Source organism: Bradyrhizobium sp. JYMT SZCCT0428, from assembly GCF_018131075.1.
Classification (GTDB): domain Bacteria; phylum Pseudomonadota; class Alphaproteobacteria; order Rhizobiales; family Xanthobacteraceae; genus Bradyrhizobium.
This window is the reverse complement of the sequence record NZ_JAFCLS010000034.1, coordinates 1-21,447: the sequence shown is the minus strand read 5'-3', so window position 1 is coordinate 21,447 and position 21,447 is coordinate 1. Positions and strand designations below refer to the sequence as shown.

Annotated in this window: 22 protein-coding genes; 13 read left to right on the top strand and 9 right to left on the bottom strand. The window is 61.8% G+C overall.

What is annotated here, in order from left to right:
• Positions 1–28: 28 nt before the first annotated feature.
• Positions 29–565: an invasion associated locus B family protein gene (locus JQ575_RS29430; protein ID WP_249166964.1), complete on the bottom strand. Its 537-nt coding sequence runs from the start codon at positions 563–565 to the stop codon at positions 29–31.
• Between the two features lie 484 nt (positions 566–1,049).
• Here JQ575_RS29430 and coxB point away from each other — a divergent pair, with 484 nt between their 5' ends.
• The 6 genes from coxB (at position 1,050) to JQ575_RS29400 (ending at position 6,422) form a co-directional block, all read left to right on the top strand.
• Positions 1,050–1,892, top strand: a complete 843-nt coding sequence (gene coxB, locus JQ575_RS29425) for a cytochrome c oxidase subunit II (protein WP_212036695.1) — start codon at positions 1,050–1,052, stop codon at positions 1,890–1,892.
• A 78-nt stretch (positions 1,893–1,970) separates the two neighbouring features.
• A complete protein-coding gene (gene ctaD / locus JQ575_RS29420) occupies positions 1,971–3,590 on the top strand; it encodes a cytochrome c oxidase subunit I (protein ID WP_212036694.1) in 1,620 nt (539 codons plus the stop codon).
• Positions 3,591–3,653: 63 nt separating this feature from the next.
• Entirely contained in the window at positions 3,654–4,589 is a 936-nt protein-coding gene (locus tag JQ575_RS29415; RefSeq protein ID WP_212036693.1) for a heme o synthase, read from the top strand.
• A gap of 18 nt (positions 4,590–4,607) precedes the next feature.
• Positions 4,608–4,772, top strand: a complete 165-nt coding sequence (locus JQ575_RS29410; RefSeq protein WP_212036692.1) for a CoxF protein — start codon at positions 4,608–4,610, stop codon at positions 4,770–4,772.
• 24 nt (positions 4,773–4,796) lie between these two features.
• The gene (locus JQ575_RS29405) at positions 4,797–5,438 is read left to right on the top strand and encodes a cytochrome c oxidase assembly protein (protein WP_212036691.1); all 642 of its coding nucleotides are present in this window, start codon (positions 4,797–4,799) and stop codon (positions 5,436–5,438) included.
• A gap of 93 nt (positions 5,439–5,531) precedes the next feature.
• Positions 5,532–6,422 (top strand): cytochrome c oxidase subunit 3, encoded by an 891-nt coding sequence (locus JQ575_RS29400; RefSeq protein ID WP_212036690.1) that lies wholly within the window; start codon positions 5,532–5,534, stop codon positions 6,420–6,422.
• Between the two features lie 598 nt (positions 6,423–7,020).
• Here JQ575_RS29400 and JQ575_RS46605 read toward each other — a convergent pair.
• Together JQ575_RS46605 and JQ575_RS46600 are read right to left on the bottom strand one after the other, a co-directional pair.
• Complete coding sequence (locus tag JQ575_RS46605; RefSeq protein ID WP_212036689.1) at positions 7,021–7,251, bottom strand: hypothetical protein; 231 nt, start codon at positions 7,249–7,251, stop codon at positions 7,021–7,023.
• Positions 7,252–7,514: 263 nt separating this feature from the next.
• Positions 7,515–7,913 (bottom strand): outer membrane beta-barrel protein, encoded by a 399-nt coding sequence (locus JQ575_RS46600; protein WP_212036688.1) that lies wholly within the window; start codon positions 7,911–7,913, stop codon positions 7,515–7,517.
• 342 nt (positions 7,914–8,255) lie between these two features.
• Here JQ575_RS46600 and JQ575_RS29385 point away from each other — a divergent pair, with 342 nt between their 5' ends.
• The 4 genes from JQ575_RS29385 (at position 8,256) to JQ575_RS29370 (ending at position 12,112) form a co-directional block, all read left to right on the top strand.
• Positions 8,256–8,642, top strand: a complete 387-nt coding sequence (locus tag JQ575_RS29385; RefSeq protein ID WP_212036687.1) for a DUF983 domain-containing protein — start codon at positions 8,256–8,258, stop codon at positions 8,640–8,642.
• Complete coding sequence (locus JQ575_RS29380; protein ID WP_212036686.1) at positions 8,639–9,415, top strand: SURF1 family protein; 777 nt, start codon at positions 8,639–8,641, stop codon at positions 9,413–9,415. The genes JQ575_RS29385 and JQ575_RS29380 overlap by 4 nt, the downstream gene beginning before the upstream one ends.
• 172 nt (positions 9,416–9,587) lie before the next feature.
• The gene (locus JQ575_RS29375) at positions 9,588–10,829 is read left to right on the top strand and encodes a threonine ammonia-lyase (RefSeq protein ID WP_212036761.1); all 1,242 of its coding nucleotides are present in this window, start codon (positions 9,588–9,590) and stop codon (positions 10,827–10,829) included.
• Between the two features lie 107 nt (positions 10,830–10,936).
• Positions 10,937–12,112: an NADH:flavin oxidoreductase/NADH oxidase gene (locus tag JQ575_RS29370; RefSeq protein ID WP_212036685.1), complete on the top strand. Its 1,176-nt coding sequence runs from the start codon at positions 10,937–10,939 to the stop codon at positions 12,110–12,112.
• A 126-nt stretch (positions 12,113–12,238) separates the two neighbouring features.
• Here JQ575_RS29370 and JQ575_RS29365 read toward each other — a convergent pair whose 3' ends face one another.
• From JQ575_RS29365 to JQ575_RS29350, 4 genes are all read right to left on the bottom strand, one after another.
• Positions 12,239–13,336: an ABC transporter ATP-binding protein gene (locus JQ575_RS29365; protein ID WP_212036684.1), complete on the bottom strand. Its 1,098-nt coding sequence runs from the start codon at positions 13,334–13,336 to the stop codon at positions 12,239–12,241.
• Between the two features lie 78 nt (positions 13,337–13,414).
• Positions 13,415–14,701, bottom strand: coding sequence for an ABC transporter substrate-binding protein (locus JQ575_RS29360; RefSeq protein ID WP_212036683.1), 1,287 nt, complete (start codon positions 14,699–14,701; stop codon positions 13,415–13,417).
• Between the two features lie 59 nt (positions 14,702–14,760).
• On the bottom strand, positions 14,761–15,597 hold the full coding sequence (locus JQ575_RS29355) for a carbohydrate ABC transporter permease (RefSeq protein ID WP_211997879.1): 837 nt from the start codon (positions 15,595–15,597) through the stop codon (positions 14,761–14,763).
• A 4-nt stretch (positions 15,598–15,601) separates the two neighbouring features.
• Complete coding sequence (locus JQ575_RS29350) at positions 15,602–16,450, bottom strand: carbohydrate ABC transporter permease (RefSeq protein WP_249150582.1); 849 nt, start codon at positions 16,448–16,450, stop codon at positions 15,602–15,604.
• A gap of 523 nt (positions 16,451–16,973) precedes the next feature.
• On the opposite strand from JQ575_RS29350, the gene JQ575_RS29345 reads away from it, so the two are divergent.
• Entirely contained in the window at positions 16,974–17,339 is a 366-nt protein-coding gene (locus tag JQ575_RS29345) for a nuclear transport factor 2 family protein (RefSeq protein ID WP_312016043.1), read from the top strand.
• An 88-nt stretch (positions 17,340–17,427) separates the two neighbouring features.
• On the opposite strand, the gene JQ575_RS29340 is transcribed toward JQ575_RS29345, so the two are convergent.
• Positions 17,428–18,747, bottom strand: coding sequence for an ATP-binding protein (locus JQ575_RS29340; RefSeq protein WP_212036682.1), 1,320 nt, complete (start codon positions 18,745–18,747; stop codon positions 17,428–17,430).
• 83 nt (positions 18,748–18,830) lie between these two features.
• Here JQ575_RS29340 and JQ575_RS29335 point away from each other — a divergent pair, with 83 nt between their 5' ends.
• Both JQ575_RS29335 and JQ575_RS29330 read left to right on the top strand, forming a co-directional pair.
• Positions 18,831–19,475, top strand: a complete 645-nt coding sequence (locus JQ575_RS29335) for a response regulator transcription factor (RefSeq protein WP_212036681.1) — start codon at positions 18,831–18,833, stop codon at positions 19,473–19,475.
• Between the two features lie 611 nt (positions 19,476–20,086).
• The gene (locus JQ575_RS29330; protein WP_212036680.1) at positions 20,087–20,314 is read left to right on the top strand and encodes a hypothetical protein; all 228 of its coding nucleotides are present in this window, start codon (positions 20,087–20,089) and stop codon (positions 20,312–20,314) included.
• A 105-nt stretch (positions 20,315–20,419) separates the two neighbouring features.
• On the opposite strand, the gene JQ575_RS29325 is transcribed toward JQ575_RS29330, so the two are convergent.
• Positions 20,420–20,743 (bottom strand): copper-binding protein, encoded by a 324-nt coding sequence (locus JQ575_RS29325; protein ID WP_212036679.1) that lies wholly within the window; start codon positions 20,741–20,743, stop codon positions 20,420–20,422.
• Positions 20,744–21,447: the final 704 nt, after the last annotated feature.

Here is a 21,447-nt window from a genome sequence, read left to right as displayed (position 1 = left end):
GAAGCGGACGTTGAGGCGCGCCGGCGCCTCACGGCAACTTGTCATACCCCTCGCCGATCCCATTCAGGCTCAGCGGAAATCCGATGCCCTCTTCCGGGGTCTCGAAGATAATAAAGGTCGCGGTCTTGGCGGTGCGGAGCTGGCCGAGCAGCTTTTCGTCCATCACGACTTCGGCAACGCAGCCATTGGGCAGGCAGCGGACAAAACCGGCGCGCCCGACGTCCTGATTGTCCAGTTTCAAACCGAGGCCGGAGGGCAGCAGCACGCCCAAGGGGGCCACCACCCGCATCAGTTTGCTCTTCTGGTCGGCGGTCTTCAGCACGATCACCGTGAGGCCGGCGTTGGAGCGGTCCTCGGCTACCACGCTCTGGATCAGGGCGCATTGCTCGCCCTGGGCGCCCGGCGGGGTGTCGCAACGGATCTGCCAGTCGCCATGGACCGAGCGCACCGCGCCCTGGGCGCTGGCAGCCTCCGTCAGGCCGAGAAGGAGTGCGGTGGCGAGCAGTCCGCCCAGCCAGCGGCCTAGCCCTGGCTTGCGTCCTGCCTGATGTTTTGAACGCCTCATCCGGGTCGATCCTCTGAATGATTACTCGGACTGATACGTAATGACGGCGCCTTGAAGGCGGTCTTTCGCTAAATCTCGAAGCAATTCCCAAGCCCGATATCAAGCCTGACGCCAAGCGGGGTAGGGCGCTTCAGCGGCGAATCAGGTCCCCGCGGTGCACCCTGCCTTTGCGTACATCCAGTAATCCGGCTGTCAAGCGGCGCGGCTGGACAAAAAGGCGGATTTTGCTGGATTCACCGGGAAAACCTGACATGCAGAGATTAGCCGGTGACGCATGGCCTTGGTCCCCACTACTGCATTGCGAGAGCCTGCGAATTATGGTTTGAGAGGCTGGATTTCGAAGCGTTCTAGCGATCTGGCCCCGGTACTTTTGAGGTGTGCGTCCAAGCCACCTCCGGCGGGCTGTTTGTAGGGGCGGATCGTGCGGCATTTCCGGCCATCCGGCGGGGATGCTTTGGGGATTTATCAAGGGAGCGCGAGCGGCATGAAGATGTCGAAGGGCCAGATTGGCCGGCGGTTGCTGGGATTTGCGGTGGCGGGCGTGGCCCTTGTCGCCGGCGGTACGGCATCAGCCGAATTGGGGCAGCCAGCGCCGTGGGAATGGACCCTGCAGGAGTCGGCCTCGCCGGTCATGGACTACATCATCTGGTTCCATAACTGGCTGGTCGGCACCATCACCGTGATCACGCTGTTCGTGCTGGTGCTGCTGGTCATGGTTGTCGTGAAATTCAACGCCAAGGCCAATCCGGTTCCCTCCAAGACCACCCACAACACCCTGATCGAAGTGGCCTGGACCCTGATCCCGGTGCTGATTCTGGTCGCGATCGCGGTGCCGTCGTTCCGGCTGCTGTTTCTGCAGCTCGACGTGCCGAAGGCCGATCTCACCATCAAGGCGACCGGCAAGCAGTGGTACTGGAGCTACGCCTATCCCGATCACGGCAAGTTCGAGTTCGATTCGCTGATAGCGGCGGACAAGAAGCCCCGGCTGCTCGGCGTCGACAATGAGATGGTGGTGCCGGTCAACAAGGTGGTCAAGGTTCTGACCACCGGTGCGGACGTCATCCACGCCTTCGCGGTGCCGGCCTTCGGCATCAAGATCGACGCCATCCCCGGCCGTCTGAACGAGACCTGGTTCAAGGCCACCAAGACCGGGATGTTCTACGGCCAGTGCTCCGAACTGTGCGGCAAGGATCACGCCTTCATGCCGATCGCGGTGCGGGTCGTGAGCGATCAGGAATTCGCGGCCTGGGTGGAAACTGCGAAGAAGAAATATGCGACCAACCCGGCGAATTCGTACGCTTCGGCTGGTGGCGCGGTGGCGCAGTAAGCGGGCAGCTTCAAGCGCAACGGGACAAGGGCGACGGACCGCAAGGTCCGAAAAGGGACTGCAAGGCAGGATTTGAACATGGCAACAGGCGCAGCGACACACCACGATCACGCCCATGATGACCACGCGCACGCGCATCCGACCGGATGGCGGCGCTTCGTCTATTCGACGAACCACAAGGACATCGGCACGATGTACCTGGTGTTCGCGGTCATCGCCGGCGTCATTGGCGCGGCAATGTCGATCGCGATCCGCATCGAGCTGATGTATCCCGGCGTCCAGCTGTTCCACGAAGCCCATACCTACAACGTGTTCGTGACCTCGCACGGCCTGATCATGATCTTCTTCATGGTGATGCCGGCGATGATCGGCGGCTTCGGCAACTGGTTCGTGCCGCTGATGATCGGTGCGCCCGACATGGCGTTCCCGCGCATGAACAACATCTCGTTCTGGCTGCTGCCGGCCTCGTTCGCGCTGCTCTTGATGTCCACCTTCGTCGAGGGTGAGCCGGGCGCCAACGGCGTCGGCGCGGGCTGGACCATGTACGCGCCGCTGTCGACCTCGGGCCATCCGGGACCGGCGGTCGATTTCGCGATCCTGTCGCTGCATCTGGCCGGCGCCTCGTCGATCCTCGGCGCCATCAACTTCATCACCACCATCTTCAACATGCGCGCGCCGGGCATGACCCTGCACAAGATGCCGCTGTTCGTGTGGTCGATCCTGGTGACGGTGTTCCTGCTGCTGCTGTCGCTGCCGGTGCTGGCCGGTGCGATCACCATGCTGCTGACCGACCGCAATTTCGGTACCACCTTCTTCTCCGCCGACGGCGGCGGCGACCCGCTGCTGTTCCAGCATCTGTTCTGGTTCTTCGGCCATCCCGAAGTCTACATCCTGATCCTGCCTGGCTTCGGCATGGTCAGCCAGATCGTCTCGACCTTCTCGCGCAAGCCTGTGTTCGGCTATCTCGGTATGGCCTACGCCATGGTCGCGATCGGCGGCATCGGCTTCGTGGTGTGGGCGCACCACATGTACACGGTCGGCATGTCCAGCGCGACGCAGGCCTATTTCGTCGCCGCCACCATGGTGATCGCGGTGCCGACCGGCGTGAAGATCTTCTCGTGGATCGCCACGATGTGGGGCGGCTCGATCGAGTTCAAGACGCCGATGCTGTGGGCGATCGGCTTCATCTTCCTGTTCACGCTCGGTGGCGTCACCGGCGTCGTGCTGGCCAATGCCGGCGTCGACCGCGTGCTGCAGGAAACCTATTACGTCGTCGCGCACTTCCACTACGTGCTGTCGCTCGGCGCCGTGTTCGCGATCTTCGCCGGCTGGTACTACTGGTTCCCGAAGATGTCCGGCTACATGTACTCGGAAACCATCGGCAAGCTGCACTTCTGGGTCACCTTCATCGGCGTCAACCTGGTGTTCTTCCCGCAGCACTTCCTCGGGCTGTCAGGCATGCCGCGCCGCTACATCGACTATCCGGATGCGTTCGCCGGCTGGAACCTGGTGTCCTCGCTCGGCTCCTACATCTCGGGCTTCGGCGTGCTGATCTTCATCTATGGCGTGGTCGATGCCTTCATCAAGAAGGAGCAGGCGGCGGACAATCCGTGGGGCCCCGGCGCCACCACGCTGGAATGGACGCTGTCGTCGCCGCCGCCCTTCCACCAGTTCGAAGTGCTGCCGCGGGTGCAATAAACCTTATCATTCGCGGCGCGCTCTCTCGGGCGCGCCGCGGCCTAGAACTAAGCGAGATCAATCTTGTCGGTCGTCGATCACAACGCCATCGAGTTGCCCCGGATTTCCGAGGCTGAGGTCGGCGACTACCTCGCGCTGCTGAAGCCGCGGGTGATGTCGCTGGTGATCTTCACCGCGCTGGTCGGCCTCGTTATCGCGCCCGGGCATATCCACCCGATCCTGGCGTTCACTTCCATCCTCTGCATCGCGGTCGGCGCCGGCGCCTCCGGTGCGCTGAACATGGCCTATGAGGGCGATATCGACGCGTTGATGTCGCGCACCGCGAACCGGCCGATTCCGCGCGGCCGCATCACGCGCGAGGAAGCCACCGCATTCGGGCTGATCCTGGCGTTCTTCTCGGTGATGACGCTCGGCATCCTCGTCAACTGGCTCGCGGGCGGGCTCCTGGCGTTCACGATCTTCTTCTACGTCGTGATCTACACCATGCTCCTGAAGCGCTGGACCGCGCAGAACATCGTGATCGGCGGCGCCGCCGGCGCGCTGCCGCCTGTGGTGGCGTGGGCCGCGGCGACCGGCTCGCTGTCGATGGAGCCGGTGCTGCTGTTCCTGATCATCTTCTTCTGGACCCCGCCGCATTTCTGGGCGCTGGCGCTGTTCCGCAGCGACGACTACGCCCGCGCCGGCATCCCGATGCTGCCGGTCGTTGCCGGCCCCGACGCGACCCGGCTGCAGATCCTGCTCTATACGGTCGTGCTGGTCGCGATCGCCGTCGCCCCCTGGCCGCTCGGCTATTTCGACGCGATCTATGGCATCACCTCGCTGGTGCTCGGCGCCGGCATGATGGCGCTGGCGATCAACGTCTACCGCCGCCGCGAGGGCACCGAAGCGCTGCGTGCGACGCGGCGGCTGTTTGCTTTCTCGATCCTTTACCTGTTCGCGCTGTTCGCCACGCTGCTGCTCGAGGTTGTCGTGCGCGGCGTCATGGCTTTGATCGGGTAGGGGGCGCATGGGACCGGAATGGACGACAAGCGAATGCCAGATGGAATCGTCCTCACCGAGGCGCAGAAAAGAAGCCGGCGCCAGCGGTCGGTCGCGATTGCGCTCGCGCTCGTCGTGCTCGTCGTGTTGTTTTTCGCCGTCACCATGGTCAAGGGGCCGGCCGTTCTAGTTCGGCCCATGTAATCTGGGAAATGTAGGCAGGTGGAGATGGCAAACCAACCGATCGCGCGAGGGGAAACGGAGGCAAGCCGCAAGGCTTCGCGCCGCGGCCTGACGCGCGATGCGATGGTGGCCTCGATCTGCGGTTTCGTCGTGGTGTTCATGGTCGGCGCAGCCTATGCCGCCGTTCCCTTCTATAACTGGTTCTGCCGCGCCACCGGCTTCAACGGCACCACCCAGGTCGCCACCTCGGCGCCGTCGCAAGGCCCGCTGGCACGCAAGATCTCGGTGCGGTTCGATGCCAATGTCGGCGCCGGCCTGCCCTGGAAGTTCGAGCCGGAGCAGAACGAGATCGAGGTCAGGATCGGCGAGGTCGTCACCGTATTTTATCATGTGACCAACCAGGCGGCGCGGCCCACGGTCGGCCAGGCCGCGTACAACGTGACCCCGCTGACGGTCGGCGCGTATTTCCAGAAGATCAACTGCTTCTGCTTCACCGAACAGACCATGGCGCCGGGCGAGAAGCGCGAGATGCCGGTCGTGTTCTACGTCGATCCGGCGCTGATCGCCGACAGCGAGAATGACGGGCTGAACACCATCACGCTGTCCTACACCTTCTATCCTGTGCGCGATCCGGCGCCGAAGCCGGTGGCTTCGGGCGAGCCGGACAAGCGCAAGGGAAGCCTGTAACTCAGGGAATTTCGGCCTTTCGAAATTCCCGACTTTGAATTTTTGAGACGACGATGTGCCGAAGGATCCGGCACCGCTAACGGAGAGACCGCAATGGCTACGGCGCACGCGAAGCACCACGACTACCACCTCGTCGATCCGAGCCCGTGGCCGGTCGTCGGCTCGATCTCGGCCTTCATCATGGCCGTCGGTGCGATCGGCTGGATGCACCATATGTATGCGGCGGCGCCGATCGTGTTCGGCGCCGGCACCATCGGCGTGCTCTACACCATGGCGAGCTGGTGGGGCGACGTGATCCGCGAAGCCCAGTTCAAGGGCGACCACACCCGCGTGGTGCAGATCAGCCACCGTTACGGCATGATCCTGTTCATCGCCTCCGAGGTGATGTTCTTCGTCGCCTGGTTCTGGGCCTTCTTCAATTCCGCGCTGTTCCCGGCCGATGCCGTCCACGCCACCCGCGACGCGGTGTTCGGCTGTGGCGCCGGCACGGCCGCGGGCGCCTGCAGCGTGCCGGGCACCTGGCCGCCGAAGGGCATCGAGACCTTCGACCCCTGGCATCTGCCGCTCCTGAATACGCTGCTGCTGCTGACCTCGGGCACCACGGTGACCTGGGCGCATCACGCGCTGCTGGAAGGCGATCGCAAGGGCCTGAAATACGGCCTGATCCTCACCGTCGTGCTCGGCGCGTTGTTCACCTGCGTGCAGGCCTATGAATACGCCCACGCCACATTCCACTTCTCCGGCAACATGTATGGCGCGACCTTCTTCATGGCGACCGGCTTCCACGGTTTCCACGTGCTTGTCGGCACCGTGTTCCTGCTGGTCTGCCTGTTCCGCGCCTATGCCGGACACTTCACGCCGACCCAGCATCTCGGCTTCGAATTCGCCGCCTGGTACTGGCACTTCGTCGACGTGGTGTGGCTGTTCCTGTTCATCTGCATCTATGTCTGGTTCCGCGGCGCTGGACCTGTCGCCGGGCATTGATCGCAGACCGTATGGGTTACAAAAGGGCGGCCGCAGGGCCGCCCTTTTTCTTTCGTTTGCCTTTTGGGCCAGCGGTCGAGATGCGTGGATCGCCGGGCGTTAACCATCCTCATGCTGACACGGTCACCGACGGGCGAAGTCTCGGATCGTGACAGCATGGAGATCGGTTCACCGCTAGCCAGAGCGGCTTGCCGGCTTGGGTAATCCTTCTGCGCACTCACGCTTGGCGTCGTCCCCCGAATACTCTGAACAGGCTACCGGGCGGTCGGGGAAGCTCCCGCGCGTGCCGATAGATTGAACGATTAAACGCTGGAAGATATTGAACATCGCGAATTTCGAAAATTGGAGGAGCCGTCTTTTGGCGGCGCCGCTCGTGCCGAAGAGTAGCAAGCGCGATTGGATCGCGGGCGCGCACCCGGACGAGATATCGATCTTTTCCCAGCCCTGGTTCGTGGATATCGCGTACCGGAAGGAGCACCGGGTAGCCAAAGCATTCAACAAAGCCGGCAAGCTGATATGCGTCTTTCCATATTGCCAAACACACGTACTGGGCATTTTTCCAAGGATCACAAGTTTAGATAACTGGAGACGCCTCAGCTCATTCGTCTTTCTCGACAAGCACATAAGTGATGAAGAGAAACGCGGTGCGATTGCCGATATCATAAAGCAGCTTCCTGGATCGATTGGTTACTGCCAATTCATCCTGGATGATGATTCCGGCATCATTCGCGATGCGTTCATCAAAGCCGGGTTTGCATGCATCAAAATACCCAAATACATCCGTCCACCCAGCAAACAAAAATATGAGTGGGGTGACGCGTATGCGCAAGCCAGAGACAAGGTGCTGAAAACCATTTCGAAAGACGGAAGCACTAGATACAGAACAGCATTAGAACAAGCAAAAATAGAAGATATCTCAGCGCCTGACTTTTGCAGGTTTTACCAGAGCAATCTTGCTAGTAATGGTGTGCAGAGCTATGCCCCGCTGAGTATTGCAGAGGCCCTCATCGAGAATGGCGTCCGTCGTCGGAAAGCTTTCGCGCTTGCGGTAAAAGACAAGGACGGCATAGAAGCCGCCGCCGCTTTGAGAGCTCAGTACCTTGCAACGACGGGGCCACCAAACCGGTACGCTATTCCTATCATTCCAATGTGCGTATTGAGTTTCAAATCCGTGGCTACCGTTACAACTGAAACACCGGGGGATACCAGCACCAGCGAATTGCTCCACGTTCCGAAGTCCGAGTAGCGATACTCAGCACGAAGCATCCAGTTTGCGAAGATTTTCGCATCGATGCCGACGCCGGCCGTCCAGCCCGTTCGGGTGGTGCTGTTCGTCGCCGTTGTAAGAAGGGGGATTGGCGTTGGTCCGCAAAGCGGATCGGTAAAGCTGGTTTCGCAGGTTATGGAGTTGGAGAAGTTCTGGAACGCAATACCGCCAGTCCCATAGAGCAGAACATTGGGAGTTACCAGATATCCGAGCCGACCCCGCACATTCGCATCCCATCTGGCTCTTACGCTCGATACGTCGAGGCCGGGGCCCGGGACACCCAAAATGCAAGTGACCGTTTTAAAGCCACGCACATCGCCCCTTTGTGCCGCTTAGGGCCGTCGCCTCGATGGCGCGCGGTGCGTGCGATTTCCCAGTGATGCAGAACGCGTCTGGCGGGCCATGTGTCCCTCAAAATGTCGCGAACATGGGGATCGAGGAATACGGAGCCCGCTGTCGCGCAGCGTAGATAAAATTAGCAACTACAATCACTTAGTAGAGTTGCGTGGGGCTGTATAGAGCGCTATGGAGTGCACTTTCTCCCTTGCGGGAGAAGGTGGATACAAATGACCGAGACGCTTCCCACGCTGACCGAGAGCGCATTGCGCGGTATCGCTTGCCGCTGCCCGCGCTGCGGCAAGGGCAAGCTCTATGCGGGCTTCATCGATTTGCGACCGAACTGCGAGGCCTGCGGGCTCGATTACGCTTTCATTGACGCAGGCGACGGGCCGGCGATCTTCATCATCATGATCGCCGGTGCGATCGTGGTCGGATCGGCCCTGATCGTGGAGATCAAGTACCAGCCGCCGTTCTGGCTGCATGCGGCGTTGTGGCTGCCATTAATTCTGGCAACCACGCTGTTACCGCTGCGCTCGATGAAGTCGCTGCTGATCGCGCTGCAATACCATCACAAGGCTGCACCCGGCCGCCTGATCGACCGCGAGCCGAAATGACCGGCGTTGTTGCGCGGCGGCGTGGTACGCTCGGCTTTGCCATCTTCACGCTCGTGATGATCGTGACCTGCCTCGGCCTCGGGATCTGGCAATTGCAGCGGCGCGTCCAGAAGCACGCGCTGATCGCGGCCCTGAACGAAAGGCTGGCCGATGCGCCCAAGGCGCTGCCGGAACAGGCGCAATGGAGCTCGCTGACATCGGCCAAGGACGAATTCCGCCGCGTCAGTTTCACCGGAACTTACGCGCGGCTTCCCGATGTGATGGTCTATAGCTCCGGCTCTTCGGTCCGTAACGACGTGTCCGGTCCCGGCACCTGGGCGTTTCTGCCGGCGCAAACCGCCGATGGGTCAATCGTCGCGGTCAACACCGGCTTCGTGCAGAACACGATGCAGGATCGTGCGCAGGAAGACCGCGCGGTCGGCCGGCTCGTCACCGGCCAGCCGGTCAAATTCACCGGCTATCTCCGCTTTCCGGAAGCCGCCGGCGCGCTGACGCCGTCAGAGAATATCGCCAAGCGGCTGTGGTTCACCCGCGATCATCTTGCGATGGCGCGCGCGCTCGGCTGGGGCGAGGGCGGCAAGGCGGTCGCGCCGTTCTATGTCGATCTGGAATCACCGCTGCCCGAGAGCGGCATCCCGAAACCGGGGCCGCTCAATGTCCATCTCAAGGACGACCACATGCAATACGCCATCACCTGGTTCAGCCTGGCGGCGGCGGTCGTGATCGCCTTCGGCGTGTGGTGGCGCGCGCAAAGACGAAGCGCAGCTTCGTAGCGTCGTGGTGTCGTAGGGTGGGTCAGCGAAGCGTAACCCACCATCTTCGTCCCCTTAGCTGTATCTCCTGCTGTATTTTTTCCTGAAATAGCTTCATAGGGTGGGTTGGCCTAGCGTAACCCGCCGTCTTCGCCCTTGCTGCGTGGAGCGTGTCGGCAGAGATTCGATGACCATGACCGAGACGTTGAAAGCTTCCCTCGCCGACCTGCCGGTTACCCTTCGCGATATCGAGGCGGCGGCAGGCGTGCTCGCCGGCTTCGTGAAGCGGACGAGCTTCGAGCGCAGCCGTACGTTGTCCGACATCACGGGCGCGAACATATGGCTGAAATTCGAAAACCTGCAGTTTACGGCGACGTTCAAGGAGCGCGGCGCGCTCAATCGGCTGTCTGCGTTATCGGCCGACGAACGGCGGCGCGGTGTGGCAGCGGCCTCGGCGGGCAACCACGCCCAGGGCGTGGCCTATCACGCGGCCCGCCTCTCGATCCCTGCGACCATCTTCATGCCGGTGGGCACACCGATGGTGAAGATCGAGAACACGCGCCGGCACGGTGCGACCGTGATCGAGGGTGGGGCGACGCTGGAGGATACCGCCACCCTCGCCACCGACCATGCTCGCAAACAGGGTTTGACCTATATCCATCCCTATGACGATCCGCTGATCATCGCGGGTCAAGGTACCATCGCGCTCGAGATGCTGGCTTCGGTGCCCGATCTCGATGTCCTGATTGTTCCAATCGGGGGCGGCGGCCTGATATCCGGCATCGCCGTTGCCGCCAAGACCCTCAAGCCGGATATCGAGATCGTCGGCGTCCAGGCCGCGCTTTATCCCTCGATGTACAACCTCATCAAGGGCGAACATCTTGCGATGCGCGGTGATACGCTCGCGGAGGGCATTGCCGTCAAGGCGCCCGGCCAGATCACGTCTGACATCGTGCGCGCGCTCGTCGATGACATCGTGCTCGTCACCGAACAGCAGATTGAGCACGCGTTGAGCCTTTTCATCACCATCGAGAAGTCGGTGACCGAGGGCGCGGGGGCGGCGGGCCTGGCGGCCGTGCTCGCCGATCAGGCCCGCTTCAAGGGCCGTTCGCTCGGCCTGGTGCTGAGCGGAGGCAATATCGACACGCGGCTGCTTTCCGGTGTGCTGACGCGTCAACTCGCGAGGGAAGGCCGGCTTTCGAAGCTGAAGTTCGACATCGTGGATCGGCCCGGACAGCTCGGCACGGTTGTCGCCGTCCTGGCCAAGGCAGGCGCCAATATCGTCGAGGTGTCCCATCAACGCATCTTCACCGACCTGCCAGCCAAGGCGGTGGTCCTCGAGGTCGTCATCGAAACCCGGGACCGGACCCATCTTGAGGCGACCATCGCCTCACTGAAGGCCGCCGGCCTCGAAGTCGATGTTGGTGGCGACTAGGGCCGAAGCGTTGCTGCATGCATGACATGCAAGGGCTGGCTGGACCTCCGATTCCAGATGGTCAATCATCGCCGCGCCATCTCCGCACCTCACGCAACAGGCCATCCATGTCAGACACCGCCGCCGCACGACCCCTGCTATTCCAGCCGTTCAACATTCGCGGCCTGACGCTGAAGAATCGCCTGGTGGTGCCGCCGATGGTGCATTACCGCGCCGATCCCCGTGCGACCTGCGGCATGTTTCATCACGTGCATCTCGGTCGATACGCGCTCGGCGGTTTTGGTCTTGTCTTTGTCGAGGCCACCGGCGTCGAGGAAGTCGGCCTGATCAACGAGTTCGATCTCGGCATCTGGAACGACGCGCAGGTCGAAAGTTTCAAGCCGCTGATCGCTTTCATGAAGCGGGAGAATACCGCGATCGGGCTTCAGCTCGCCCATGGCGGCCGCAAATCGTCTTCGCAAAAGGCGATGAACGGCATGGGGCCGCTCACACCAGAAGAGATCAAGGCGGGCGCCAAGCTGTGGCGGCCGGTCGGTCCGACCAGCGAACCGGTGGCGCCGGGATGGCTGACGCCGCGCCAGCTCACCGCCGAAGACTGCCGCGCCATGGTGAAGACCTGGGCGCACGCCGCGAAAAACGCGGTCAAGGCGGGCTTCGACGTGATCGAGGTTCATATGGCTCATGGCTATCTCTTGGCCTCGTTCCTCTCGCCGATTTCAAACACCCGCAACGACGAGTATGGCGGCGACCGCAACGGGCGGATGCGGCTGCCGCTCGACATCGTCGAGGCTGTCAGGCGCGAAATGCCTGATACGATGCCGCTGTTCGTGCGCGTATCCTCGGTCGACGGCGCGCAGAACGGCTGGAACATGGACGACACGGTGGCGCTGGCGCACGAATTGAAAGCGCGCGGCGTCGACGTGGTCGACTGCTCCTCCGGCGGCATTTCCGGTTCGGCAACGGCAGCCCAAGTGCCGCGCGGCCTCGGTTTCCAGGTGCCGTATGCCGAGCGTGTTCGCAAGGAAGTCGATATCGCGACCATGGCGGTCGGCATCATCCTCGAAGCCGAGCAGGCCGAAGCGGTGCTGGATAAAGGCCAGGCCGATCTGATTGCGGTCGGCCGGCAATCGCAGTACAACCCCAACATCGCCCATCACTGGGCCCATGATCTCGGCATCAATCGCAAATTCGAGGACTGGGCGCCGGAATATGGCTGGTGGCTCGAAAAGCGCATCCGGACCATGGAAGGATTTGCCAGCCCGACCGGCGCGGTGAAGCGGTGAGGGGGACGACACCCTCTTTCCGTCATTGCCGGGCTTGACCCGGCAATCCATCACCTTCGCAAGACTCTTCCGAAGAGGATGGATGGCCGGGTCAAGCCCGGCCATGACAAGATCGTGAGAGCACGCTTAACCCGTAATCGGCAATTCCGTTTCCGGATCGAAGAAATGCAGCCGGCCGGGCTGGGCCGAGACGCGGACCCGATCGCCGCGCGCGATCACCGTTTCCGCGGGCACGCGGGCCACCGTGATGCCGTGGCTGCCCACTTTCGTCTCGAGCAGGATCTCGGAGCCGAGCTGCTCGACGACTTCGACATGGGCGTCAAAGCTGGCGCCCGGCGCGCCCTCGCCAAGCGCGAGATGTTCGGGCCGCGCGCCCATGATCACGGGCTTGCCATGATAGGCCGCGAGCGCGCGCGCATCGGCGCCGCTAACCGTCAGCTTGAGGCCATCAGCCTCGACCGTCGTAGCAACACCATCGCTGCGCACGGTGACGTTGACAAAGTTCATCGCGGGCGCGCCGATAAAACCCGCGACGAATTTATTGGCGGGCTTGCCGTAGACCTGCAGCGGCGTGCCGACCTGCTGCACCCGGCCGTCGCGCATGATCACGACGCGGTCGCCCAGCGTCATGGCCTCGACCTGGTCGTGGGTCACGAAAACAGACGTGGTCGGAATGGCGGCGTGCAGGCGCTTGATCTCGATCCGCATCTGCGCGCGCAGCTTGGCGTCGAGATTCGACAGCGGTTCGTCGAACAAAAACACTTCCGGATTGCGCACGATGCAGCGGCCGAGCGCGACGCGCTGCTGCTGGCCGCCGGATAATTGCTTGGGCTTGCGCGCCAGCAATTCGTGCAGGCCGAGCATGCCGGCCGCGCGGTCGATCGCGGCCTTGATCTCGGCTTCGGAAGTCTTCTTGTTGCGCAGGCCGAAGGCGAGATTGTCGTAGACGCTCATGTGCTGATAGAGTGCGTAGTTCTGGAACACCATCGCGATGTCGCGGTCGCGCGGCGGCAGGTCGTTGACGACCCGGTTGCCGATGCGGATGTCGCCGCTGGTGATGTCCTCCAGCCCTGCGATCATGCGCAGCGTCGTCGACTTGCCGCAGCCGGACGGTCCGACCAGGGCCACGAACTCCTTGTCGGCGATCTCGAGATCGACGTCCTTTACGGCGTGGAACAGCGAGCCATAATGCTTGTTGAGCTTGCTGAGTGAAATCGCTGCCATTTACCCGCCGTTACCAGATTCAAAAGTGACCCAAAATAATCCCGCCGCGATTTCCCGCGGCGGGATTTTGCTCATCGACTATTGCGCCGCCTTGCTGACCAGCGGCGCGCCCTCGGCCAGCACCTTTGCGATATCCTCGCGCTTGCCGGTGACGGCCTTGGTGACGGTGTCGTTGAACGCCTTGTGCACGGCTGGCCATTGCGGGAAGTAGTAGGCGCCGCGCACCTTGTCCGGCGAATCCAGCACCGATTCCTTCAGCAGCTTCATGAACGCGTCTTCCGCCGCGATTTCCGCCCAGAACTCGGTGTTGGGCGGCGGCGCGCCGGTCGCCTTGAACAGCTTCTTCTGGCCTTCCTTGTCCAGCATCATCGCGTTAAGCATTTCCTTGGCCTTCTTCTTGCGCTCCGGCGAGATCGACTTCGGGATCGCCCAGCCCCAGATATCGTCCCACGCGAACGGCTTGGCGCGATCGGGACCGAGCGGGAAGCGCGTGGCAGCGACCTTGCCTGCGATCTTCGACTTGGCGGGATCGTTGAACGTGCCCCACCATAGCGAGTCCGCCACTGTGAACGCGGCGTCGCCGGCCATGAACACGGCGTTGGCTTCGTTGCGGTCATAGGCCGGCATGCCGCGCGGCACGATCTTGTGGGTGTTGATCGCATCCCACCAATATTCGACGTTCTTCTGCATGCAGGGCTCGGTCATGCCCGATTTCCACCCGTTCGCGGCGAGCTTCTTGTTGTCGCGCTCGTAGGGCGGCAGCAGCACGTCGCAATTGTTGCCCCACATCGACCAGAACCAGGTGAACCAGGAGTTGTTCATCGACGCACCGGCGACATAGCCGAACTTCACCTTGCCGTCGGCCTGAAGCTTCTTGCTCACGGTGACGAGTTCGTCCAGCGTCTTCGGCACTTCCTCGGGCTTGACGAGGTCGGAGCGGTAGAAGAACACGCTGAAGGTCTGCCCCATCGGCACGACGGTGTTCTGGCCCTTGTCGTTGCCGAACACGATCGGTGACATGCTCCACTTGGAAGCAAATTTGTTGGCTTCGACGTCATCCATCGGCTCGAGCAGATGCGCCCAGGTCTGGCCCCAATCGTCATTGTGCCAGATAACGTCGTACTGATCGGAGTTCGACGTCAGCGACGCCGTCATCTTCTCGACATAGACGCCGTAGGAATTCGGCACCTTGACGATCTTGACGCCGTTCTTGGCGCCCCAGGCCTCGAACATCGCAATCGAATTGTCCTGGATCGGGCTCGGCTGATAGCCGATCCGCAGTTCGGTCACCTGGGCGCTCGCGCTTCCTGCGGCCGCCCACAGGGCCACCGTCGTTGCGACAGCCAGTTTTGTCAGTTGCTTCATCGCTTCCCTCCCTCGTTTTTGGTGTTGTTTCCTCGTTTTATTCAGCGTCCCCGTCGTTTCTAGATGCGCAGTCCCCGGATCACATATTTCTGCCCGAACAGCGCCACCAGGAACGCCGGCACCAGCGCCATCACGGCGGTCGCGGCCATCAAATTCCAGCGCAATCCCATCTCGGTGACGAACTGCGCCATGACCACCGTGATCATCGGCACACGGTTGCCGGTCAGGATCAGCGCGAACAGGAATTCGTTCCAGGTGAACAGCCAGCACAGCACCGCCAGCGCCGAGATCGCCGGCAGCGCCGACGGTATGGCGACGCGGATGAAGGCGCCCCACCGCGTGCAGCCGTCGATCATCGCGGCGTATTCCATCGACGGGTCGATGCCGTCGAAAAACCCCTTCATCAGCCATGAGAAGAAGCAGATATGCACCGCGACATGCGGCAGCAGCAGCCCGGTATAGGTGTCGTAGAGGCCCCAGCTCTGGGTCACGAAGTACAGCGGCAGCACCCAGGAGATATAGGGGATGCAGCGGAACACATAGATGGTCCCGAACCAGATTCGCGACGCCGGCCCGGTGAAGCGCGACAGCATGTAGCCGCTGGAGACGGTGACCAGCAGCGAGAAGATGGTCGCCAGCGTCGAGATCAGCGCGCTGTTGAGGAAGGCCGACACGATGCGGTCGTCGGTCAACACCTCGGCGAAGCTGGCCAGCGTGAATTCGGTGCCGCGATGGACGTAATAGACGCCGGATTCCGGCCGCAGCGAGGTCAGGATCAGCCACAGCACCGGAAACGCGAACGCAAAGCAGATGCCGAACAGCGCCAGCGCGAACAGCGTCTTGCGGCTCCATTTCGGCAGTCCCGGCAGGAAATCGGGGCGGCTTACGATCGGCATCTGACTATGCCTTTGCGATGCGGTCGACGAGGCGATAGAGCACCACGCCGATCACGAGGATGATGAGCCCGCCGATGATCGCCGCCGCCGAGCCGCGGCCGAGATCGAGGTTCAGGAACGCGTGCACATAGGCATAGAGGCTGAACAGCTCGGTCGAGCGGCCCGGCCCGCCGCCGGTCAGCGTCCACACAATGTCGAAGGTGCGGAAGGCGTCGATGGCGCGGATCACCACGCACACCACGATGACCGGGCGCAGCATCGGCAGGGTCAGGAATCTGAACACGCGCCAGGTCGTGGTGCCGTCGATCGCGGCCGCCTCGAACGGCTCCTTCGGCAGGCTCTGCAATCCGGCGAGCAGCAGCAGCGTGAACCACGGCGTCCACAGCCAGATGTCGGTCAAAAGGATGATGCCGAAGGCACTCCAGCGCTGCACGAGCCAGGGCTGGCCTTCCAGCCCGATCGCCTCCAGCACCGTGTTGACGATGCCGAACTGGTCGTTGAACATCCAGCGGATCATGATTGCGGCGACGACCGGGGCCACCATCAGCGGCACCAGCAGGATTGTCTGCACCAGCTTTTGCCCACGAAACGGGCGGTTGAGCAGCAGCGCCAGCGCCAGTCCCGCCACCAGCGCCCCGGCCACGCTCAGGATCATGAACAGGAAGGTGTTCGGCAGCACCACGTAGAGAAACGCCGGATCCGACAGCACCGCGTAATAGTGACTGAAGCCGACCCAGATCTTCTTCGGATTATAGAGCGCCCAGTCGCGAAAGCTGGCATTGGCGCCGATCACGATCGGCAGCACCTGAAACAGCAGCATCAGGAGTGCCGCCGGCGCAATGAGAAACAGCATGAACCGCTGTTGCTCGCCGAACATTGGACGCCGCGATGCCGACAAGCCCGTTACCCCGCCTTTGCACCAGACTGTCACGACTCTTGTGGTCGGTACGTGCAGAAAGCCCCTTGCATCGGGATTATGGGCGCGGCGTCGGAGGCTAGTCAATCCGCATTGTGGCGTAGGCAGACGCGCGACGCATGCAGTGTGTGGCTGCAAGGTGCAAACGCGCTGTCACGCTTGAATCCGCGTGCTCACCGTTTGCACGGATTGCCGCTACCAGAGATTGATGACTCGCTAGCACGGTTGTCTTGAATCCGCGGATCGGTATCTGCCGCGGCCGCCGCGCGGAAAAGGCGGCACGGCGAGCGTCGGCATGGCGCACATTGACTGCCCCCCGCCTGGAACTTCCGGGGACCCAAACTGTTTTTGGTTCCAACTGAATTGCGGCTAACCGGTCGGTGCAGCCAATGGACATGTCGAACAGCCCAAGGAAATTGCCGAGGATGCTGCCAAGGATATCGCCAACGATATCGATCAGGTGGCTGTTGTCGTCGATTGGCTCGATGCCTGCCGGCGACATGAGCTTGGCCCGCTGCTCGACCTGTACGCGTCAGAGGCAAGCCTCGAATGTGACTGCGACGGCCGAAACAACTATGCGGGCCGGGCTGCGCTTGAATCATATTGGCGGCCCCGGCTCGAGGCGTTCTCGCCCAATGCCTTCGGACTGGAAGAGATCACGCCGTCTGCCGACGGGGTCATGCTCGATTACCTGAATTGCGACGGCAAGCCCGTTCGCATCGTCTTCACGTTCGACGCTTCCGGGAAGATTTTGCAAACCCGCTGCGCCCCATTCGCGCCGGCAACGGCGCTGGATGTCGCTGGTGCGCGGGATCGCGCCTGGTGACGACGCGGTCGCGGTCGCCACTCCAGCTTTCAACCTGATGTTCTTTCGCGCCGCAGCTTTCGCTGAATCCGTGGGCCAGCGGTGCGCCTCACTCGCCAGCCGGCAGACGGCACCGGACATAGGTCCGGCTGTTCTGCCGCTTGAATTCGAATGTCCCGCTCAGGGCCCGGACGCGCTCGTGCATTCCCGTCAGTCCACGGCCAAAGGGCTGGTCCGGTGTAAATCCAACGCCATCGTCGGAAATTTCCACCAATACCTGGTTTCCTTCGATCGTCGCCTCGACGCTTGTCGCGCTCGCATTGGCGTGCCTGAGGACATTGGTCACGCCCTCCTGGATAACCCGGTAGATGGTCTGGGAAAGCAGCCCATCGACGTCGTTCAGAGCGGGATCGATCCGCACATTCAGCTTGAGGCCGGGCGCCTGCGATCGTGCATACTGCAGCAGGGTCTGGACACTTTTCTCCAGCCCCAACTCCTGAATATGAAGCGGCCGCAACCGGTCGAGGATACGGCGGTTCGCAAGTTGCAGCGCCTCGACCGATTTAAGCATCGCCTCGACCGAAGGGCCGAGTTTCCTGTGCTGTGCCGCGCCATCCTGTAGCGCCACCGCGTTGGCCCGGATCCCGAACAACAATGGCCCGAGTTCGTCATGCAGGTCGCGCGCGATGTCGCGGCGCTCATCGTCCTGCAGCGAGACGACCCTCCGCAGCAGGCTGCGATTGTCCTGGCTCAGCTGGTTCAGCGTGCGTGCGAGTTCATTGGCCAGTTCGGAACTCTTGCGTATCTCCGGCGGACCCGTCGCCGCGATCAGGTGCTGGTAGTCCCCCGTCCGCATCCGGGTCAGGCCTTCACCCAGATTCCGCAGCGCGTCGACCACGGTTCCTGCGGTCAAATAGGCGATAATGCCGGTCACCAGCATCAGGGCGATGACGGATGAAACGAGGGCGAGAAAGCCGACCCATTTCTCGTAGATGTCGGCTGAAAGGTCGGGTGAAGACAGGATGTCGCCGACCTGCTTTCCATTGATCCTCACAGGAAACGAGGCGCCGATCTCCGGCAGGCCGAGAAGATCGACGAACCACTGCGGCACGCGTCCAAGGGGGGTGCGAATCTCCGCCAGCAATGGCGTGGTCGTCTCTGTACCGGTACGGCGGAAGCGGATGGCTTCCGATGTGCCCAGCGCATGCACAAATGCGTCAAGCGTTTGCTGCGGGTTGGCGGTCGTCAGCAGCGCGTTGTTGAGCGCCTCGGCAACCACCTTTGCCGATCGTGATGCCGGTTCGCTTTCATCCACCAGTTGAGCCGGCGCGAAAAGCTGCAGCGAGACGGCCCCGAGCAGCAGCGCGGCCACGAACATGGTGCCGAGCGGGAGAATTAGCCGCATGCGAAGGGAAAGATTCTGCCACATTCGGACTATTCTAACTCCCGTAGCGCAGGTTTCTCTTTTCAATTATCGCGAAATGCCTATTTATCCCAAAAGGGGCTGCAAGGATGCAGAACATCGCCAAATCGGCAACCAGGATCCTGATCGTCGACGACCATCCCGTGGTCGTTTCCGGCTGCCGTTCGCTGTTCGCTTCGGACGCTACGGTGAAAATTGACGAGGCCGCGGACGCAAAATCCGGTCATAAGGCGTTTATGACGCGGCGACCGGATGTCACAATCATCGATATCAAACTTCCCGACGTTTCGGGGTTTGAGCTGATGCGGCGGATCCGCAAGGAGGATCCGGACGCCAAAATCATCATGTTCAGCATGAATGACGACCCGGCCTTCGTGGTTCGCGCCGTGGAAATGGGCGCGCAGGGTTACGTCGCCAAGGGCGACGATCCGCGGACGCTGGTAAAGGCCGTTCGCAAGGTGGCCTCGGGAGAAAATTTCATCTCGCCGCAACTAGCGGAGGCGGTGACGTTCTCGGGCGCTTCCATCAAGGCCAATCCGGCCTCGCAAATGACCGCGCGCGAACTGGAAATCCTGCGCCTGCTCGGTCGCGGCGACAAAATCGTCGAAGTCGCCGACGCGCTCGATATTTCCTACAAGACCGTGGCCAACACCACCTCGCTGCTGAAGCAGAAACTCGGCGCCAAGAACCATTCCGACTTGATCCGGATCGCCGTCGAGATGGAGCTGGGCTGACCGGCGTCAGAAAACTGAACAGGCCGCGCCTGTCGGCGCGACCGTCCATACCGCCGGTGCCTGCTTTCGTCGGGGCAATGGATCGATGAAAGCAGCACCCGGCGAATTAGCGTTTCAGTAGTGACGACGGTGATGACGCCAGCCGTAATGGTGCCCGCGGCCCCGACCCCAACCGTAATGGTGGCCCCGGCCACCGCGGCCCATGCGATGTCCGTGACCATGCCCACGTCCGTGCTTGACCTGGGTCACACCGTCATCCGACACGCTGAGCGGCGCAATCCCCAGCCTGGCGGAAGCGGATGCGGTCATTGCCAGCAGCAGTGCGCAGCCAATCAGTGCAATGCGTCTCATTCAGTCGTCCTCCATCGCATGATTGCGATCACGTCTACAAGTTCCCGATCATATGTTTGTTCCGCTCGCCGCAAAGACTGAGGGGGATTGAGGTCCATATTGAACGATATTGCCGACTATTCCCGGTCTGTTACCGGACCGCCTCGCCTCGCACAGGCCGGAATTGAATCCGGGAAGTGCGAACCATTCGGGAAAAAGTGGAACATCTGGTTTCTCCGCGGGTTGCTGATGGCATCACTACGAAATCGGAGGAGGATACCTTGAAGAAATTTCTGATGATCGGCGCGCTGGCGTTTGCCGCAACGAGCGTTGCCGGGACCGCGATGGCCGCCGAATACTACGTGGTTCGCGACAGCACCACGAAGAAGTGCACGGTGGTCGAAACCAAGCCGACCAGCACCACCACTACCATCGTCGACAACGGCATCTTCAAGACCAAGACGGAAGCCGAAACCGGCATGAAGACGACCAAGGTCTGCACGGAGTAACGACAGACCCTTCCAAGAGAAAGTCCAAGAGAAAGTCCAAGAGAAAGGGCCGCGGTTTTGCCGCGGCCCTTTTTGCGTTTCGATTTGGCTGTGCGTGCCCGTCAGTTACGGCCGCTCGACGTTGGTAATGCTTTTGGTGCCACCCGCGTCGGTGAGCGTAAACTTGACCCGGTCGCCGGCGTGCAGGACGTTCAACAGATTGCCCTGGATCTTGGTCTTGAGCTCTTCGGCAGGACCGTCTGTTTTAGCATCGGCGGTGTTGGCGCCGACGGTGCCGCTCTGTGTTGGAGTCGGGTGCAACTGGATTGCGATCGTCCCGTCGGTCCGGTCAATTCGCGTGACCGTTCCCGTCATCGCTTGCTGGGCTGAGGCCGCTGAAACGAGGGTGAGGGCGGCCAGTCCAGCCAGCATGATCTTTGCCGTTTTCATGGAAGTCTCCCGGAATTCGAAGCGTTGACGATAATGCCGACAGGACCGGATTGTTCCCGTCGCATTTTCGCTGGTAAGTGCAATCTGTTCTGTTTGTGTGTTCTTAATCTGATGTGTTTGTGTGTTTTTTTCATGTGAGCGGGTGCGAATTGCAGCGCGTAGCCCGCATGAGCGCGGCGAGATGCGGGACTACTCGAAGACTCTCTCCCCGTCATTCCCCGATGCGCAATTGCGCATCTGAGGGCGCGTTTAGCGCGAGCCCGGAATCCATCAGGCCGCATCCTCTGCCGCCCGATGGATTCCGGGCTCGATGCTGCGCATCGCCCCGGAATGACGGAGAGAGGTGCGACAAAACAACCCGACGGGCAAATCAATTCCGATTTACAGAATTCGTGTCAAGCCCAAAATAAAAAATATTTCTGTTTACCCGAATGAAAATCAGGTGCATATGTTTGGCCATCCCGTCCCACTCAGAGGGCGTCGGCCGTCGTCACGGACGTTGGACGGGTTGCGGTGGACGCTGATGTCGCGAAGACGTAACGCGACAAAAGCGTACGGCAAAACCGTGTGGTCCTGGCGCCCGTTGCAGGTGTCAAGTTGCCGGAGAAGCGCAAGCGGAAACGGCAGCGACGGAGTCAACCAAGAACTCGTCTCCGGGGAGATCACGGCATAAGCCGTAAAGCCATTGCGCAGGGGAAGGCCGG

Coding starts and splice junctions, on each gene's coding strand:
- JQ575_RS29430 (WP_249166964.1), bottom strand. CDS start 565: ATGAGGCGTTCAAAACATCAGGCAGGACGCAAGCCAGGGCTAGGCCGC.
- coxB (WP_212036695.1), top strand. CDS start 1,050: ATGAAGATGTCGAAGGGCCAGATTGGCCGGCGGTTGCTGGGATTTGCG.
- ctaD (WP_212036694.1), top strand. CDS start 1,971: ATGGCAACAGGCGCAGCGACACACCACGATCACGCCCATGATGACCAC.
- JQ575_RS29410 (WP_212036692.1), top strand. CDS start 4,608: ATGGACGACAAGCGAATGCCAGATGGAATCGTCCTCACCGAGGCGCAG.
- JQ575_RS29405 (WP_212036691.1), top strand. CDS start 4,797: ATGGCAAACCAACCGATCGCGCGAGGGGAAACGGAGGCAAGCCGCAAG.
- JQ575_RS29400 (WP_212036690.1), top strand. CDS start 5,532: ATGGCTACGGCGCACGCGAAGCACCACGACTACCACCTCGTCGATCCG.
- JQ575_RS29385 (WP_212036687.1), top strand. CDS start 8,256: ATGACCGAGACGCTTCCCACGCTGACCGAGAGCGCATTGCGCGGTATC.
- JQ575_RS29380 (WP_212036686.1), top strand. CDS start 8,639: ATGACCGGCGTTGTTGCGCGGCGGCGTGGTACGCTCGGCTTTGCCATC.
- JQ575_RS29375 (WP_212036761.1), top strand. CDS start 9,588: ATGACCGAGACGTTGAAAGCTTCCCTCGCCGACCTGCCGGTTACCCTT.
- JQ575_RS29370 (WP_212036685.1), top strand. CDS start 10,937: ATGTCAGACACCGCCGCCGCACGACCCCTGCTATTCCAGCCGTTCAAC.
- JQ575_RS29365 (WP_212036684.1), bottom strand. CDS start 13,336: ATGGCAGCGATTTCACTCAGCAAGCTCAACAAGCATTATGGCTCGCTG.
- JQ575_RS29360 (WP_212036683.1), bottom strand. CDS start 14,701: ATGAAGCAACTGACAAAACTGGCTGTCGCAACGACGGTGGCCCTGTGG.
- JQ575_RS29355 (WP_211997879.1), bottom strand. CDS start 15,597: ATGCCGATCGTAAGCCGCCCCGATTTCCTGCCGGGACTGCCGAAATGG.
- JQ575_RS29350 (WP_249150582.1), bottom strand. CDS start 16,450: ATGCTGTTTCTCATTGCGCCGGCGGCACTCCTGATGCTGCTGTTTCAG.
- JQ575_RS29340 (WP_212036682.1), bottom strand. CDS start 18,747: ATGTGGCAGAATCTTTCCCTTCGCATGCGGCTAATTCTCCCGCTCGGC.
- JQ575_RS29335 (WP_212036681.1), top strand. CDS start 18,831: ATGCAGAACATCGCCAAATCGGCAACCAGGATCCTGATCGTCGACGAC.
- JQ575_RS29325 (WP_212036679.1), bottom strand. CDS start 20,743: ATGAAAACGGCAAAGATCATGCTGGCTGGACTGGCCGCCCTCACCCTC.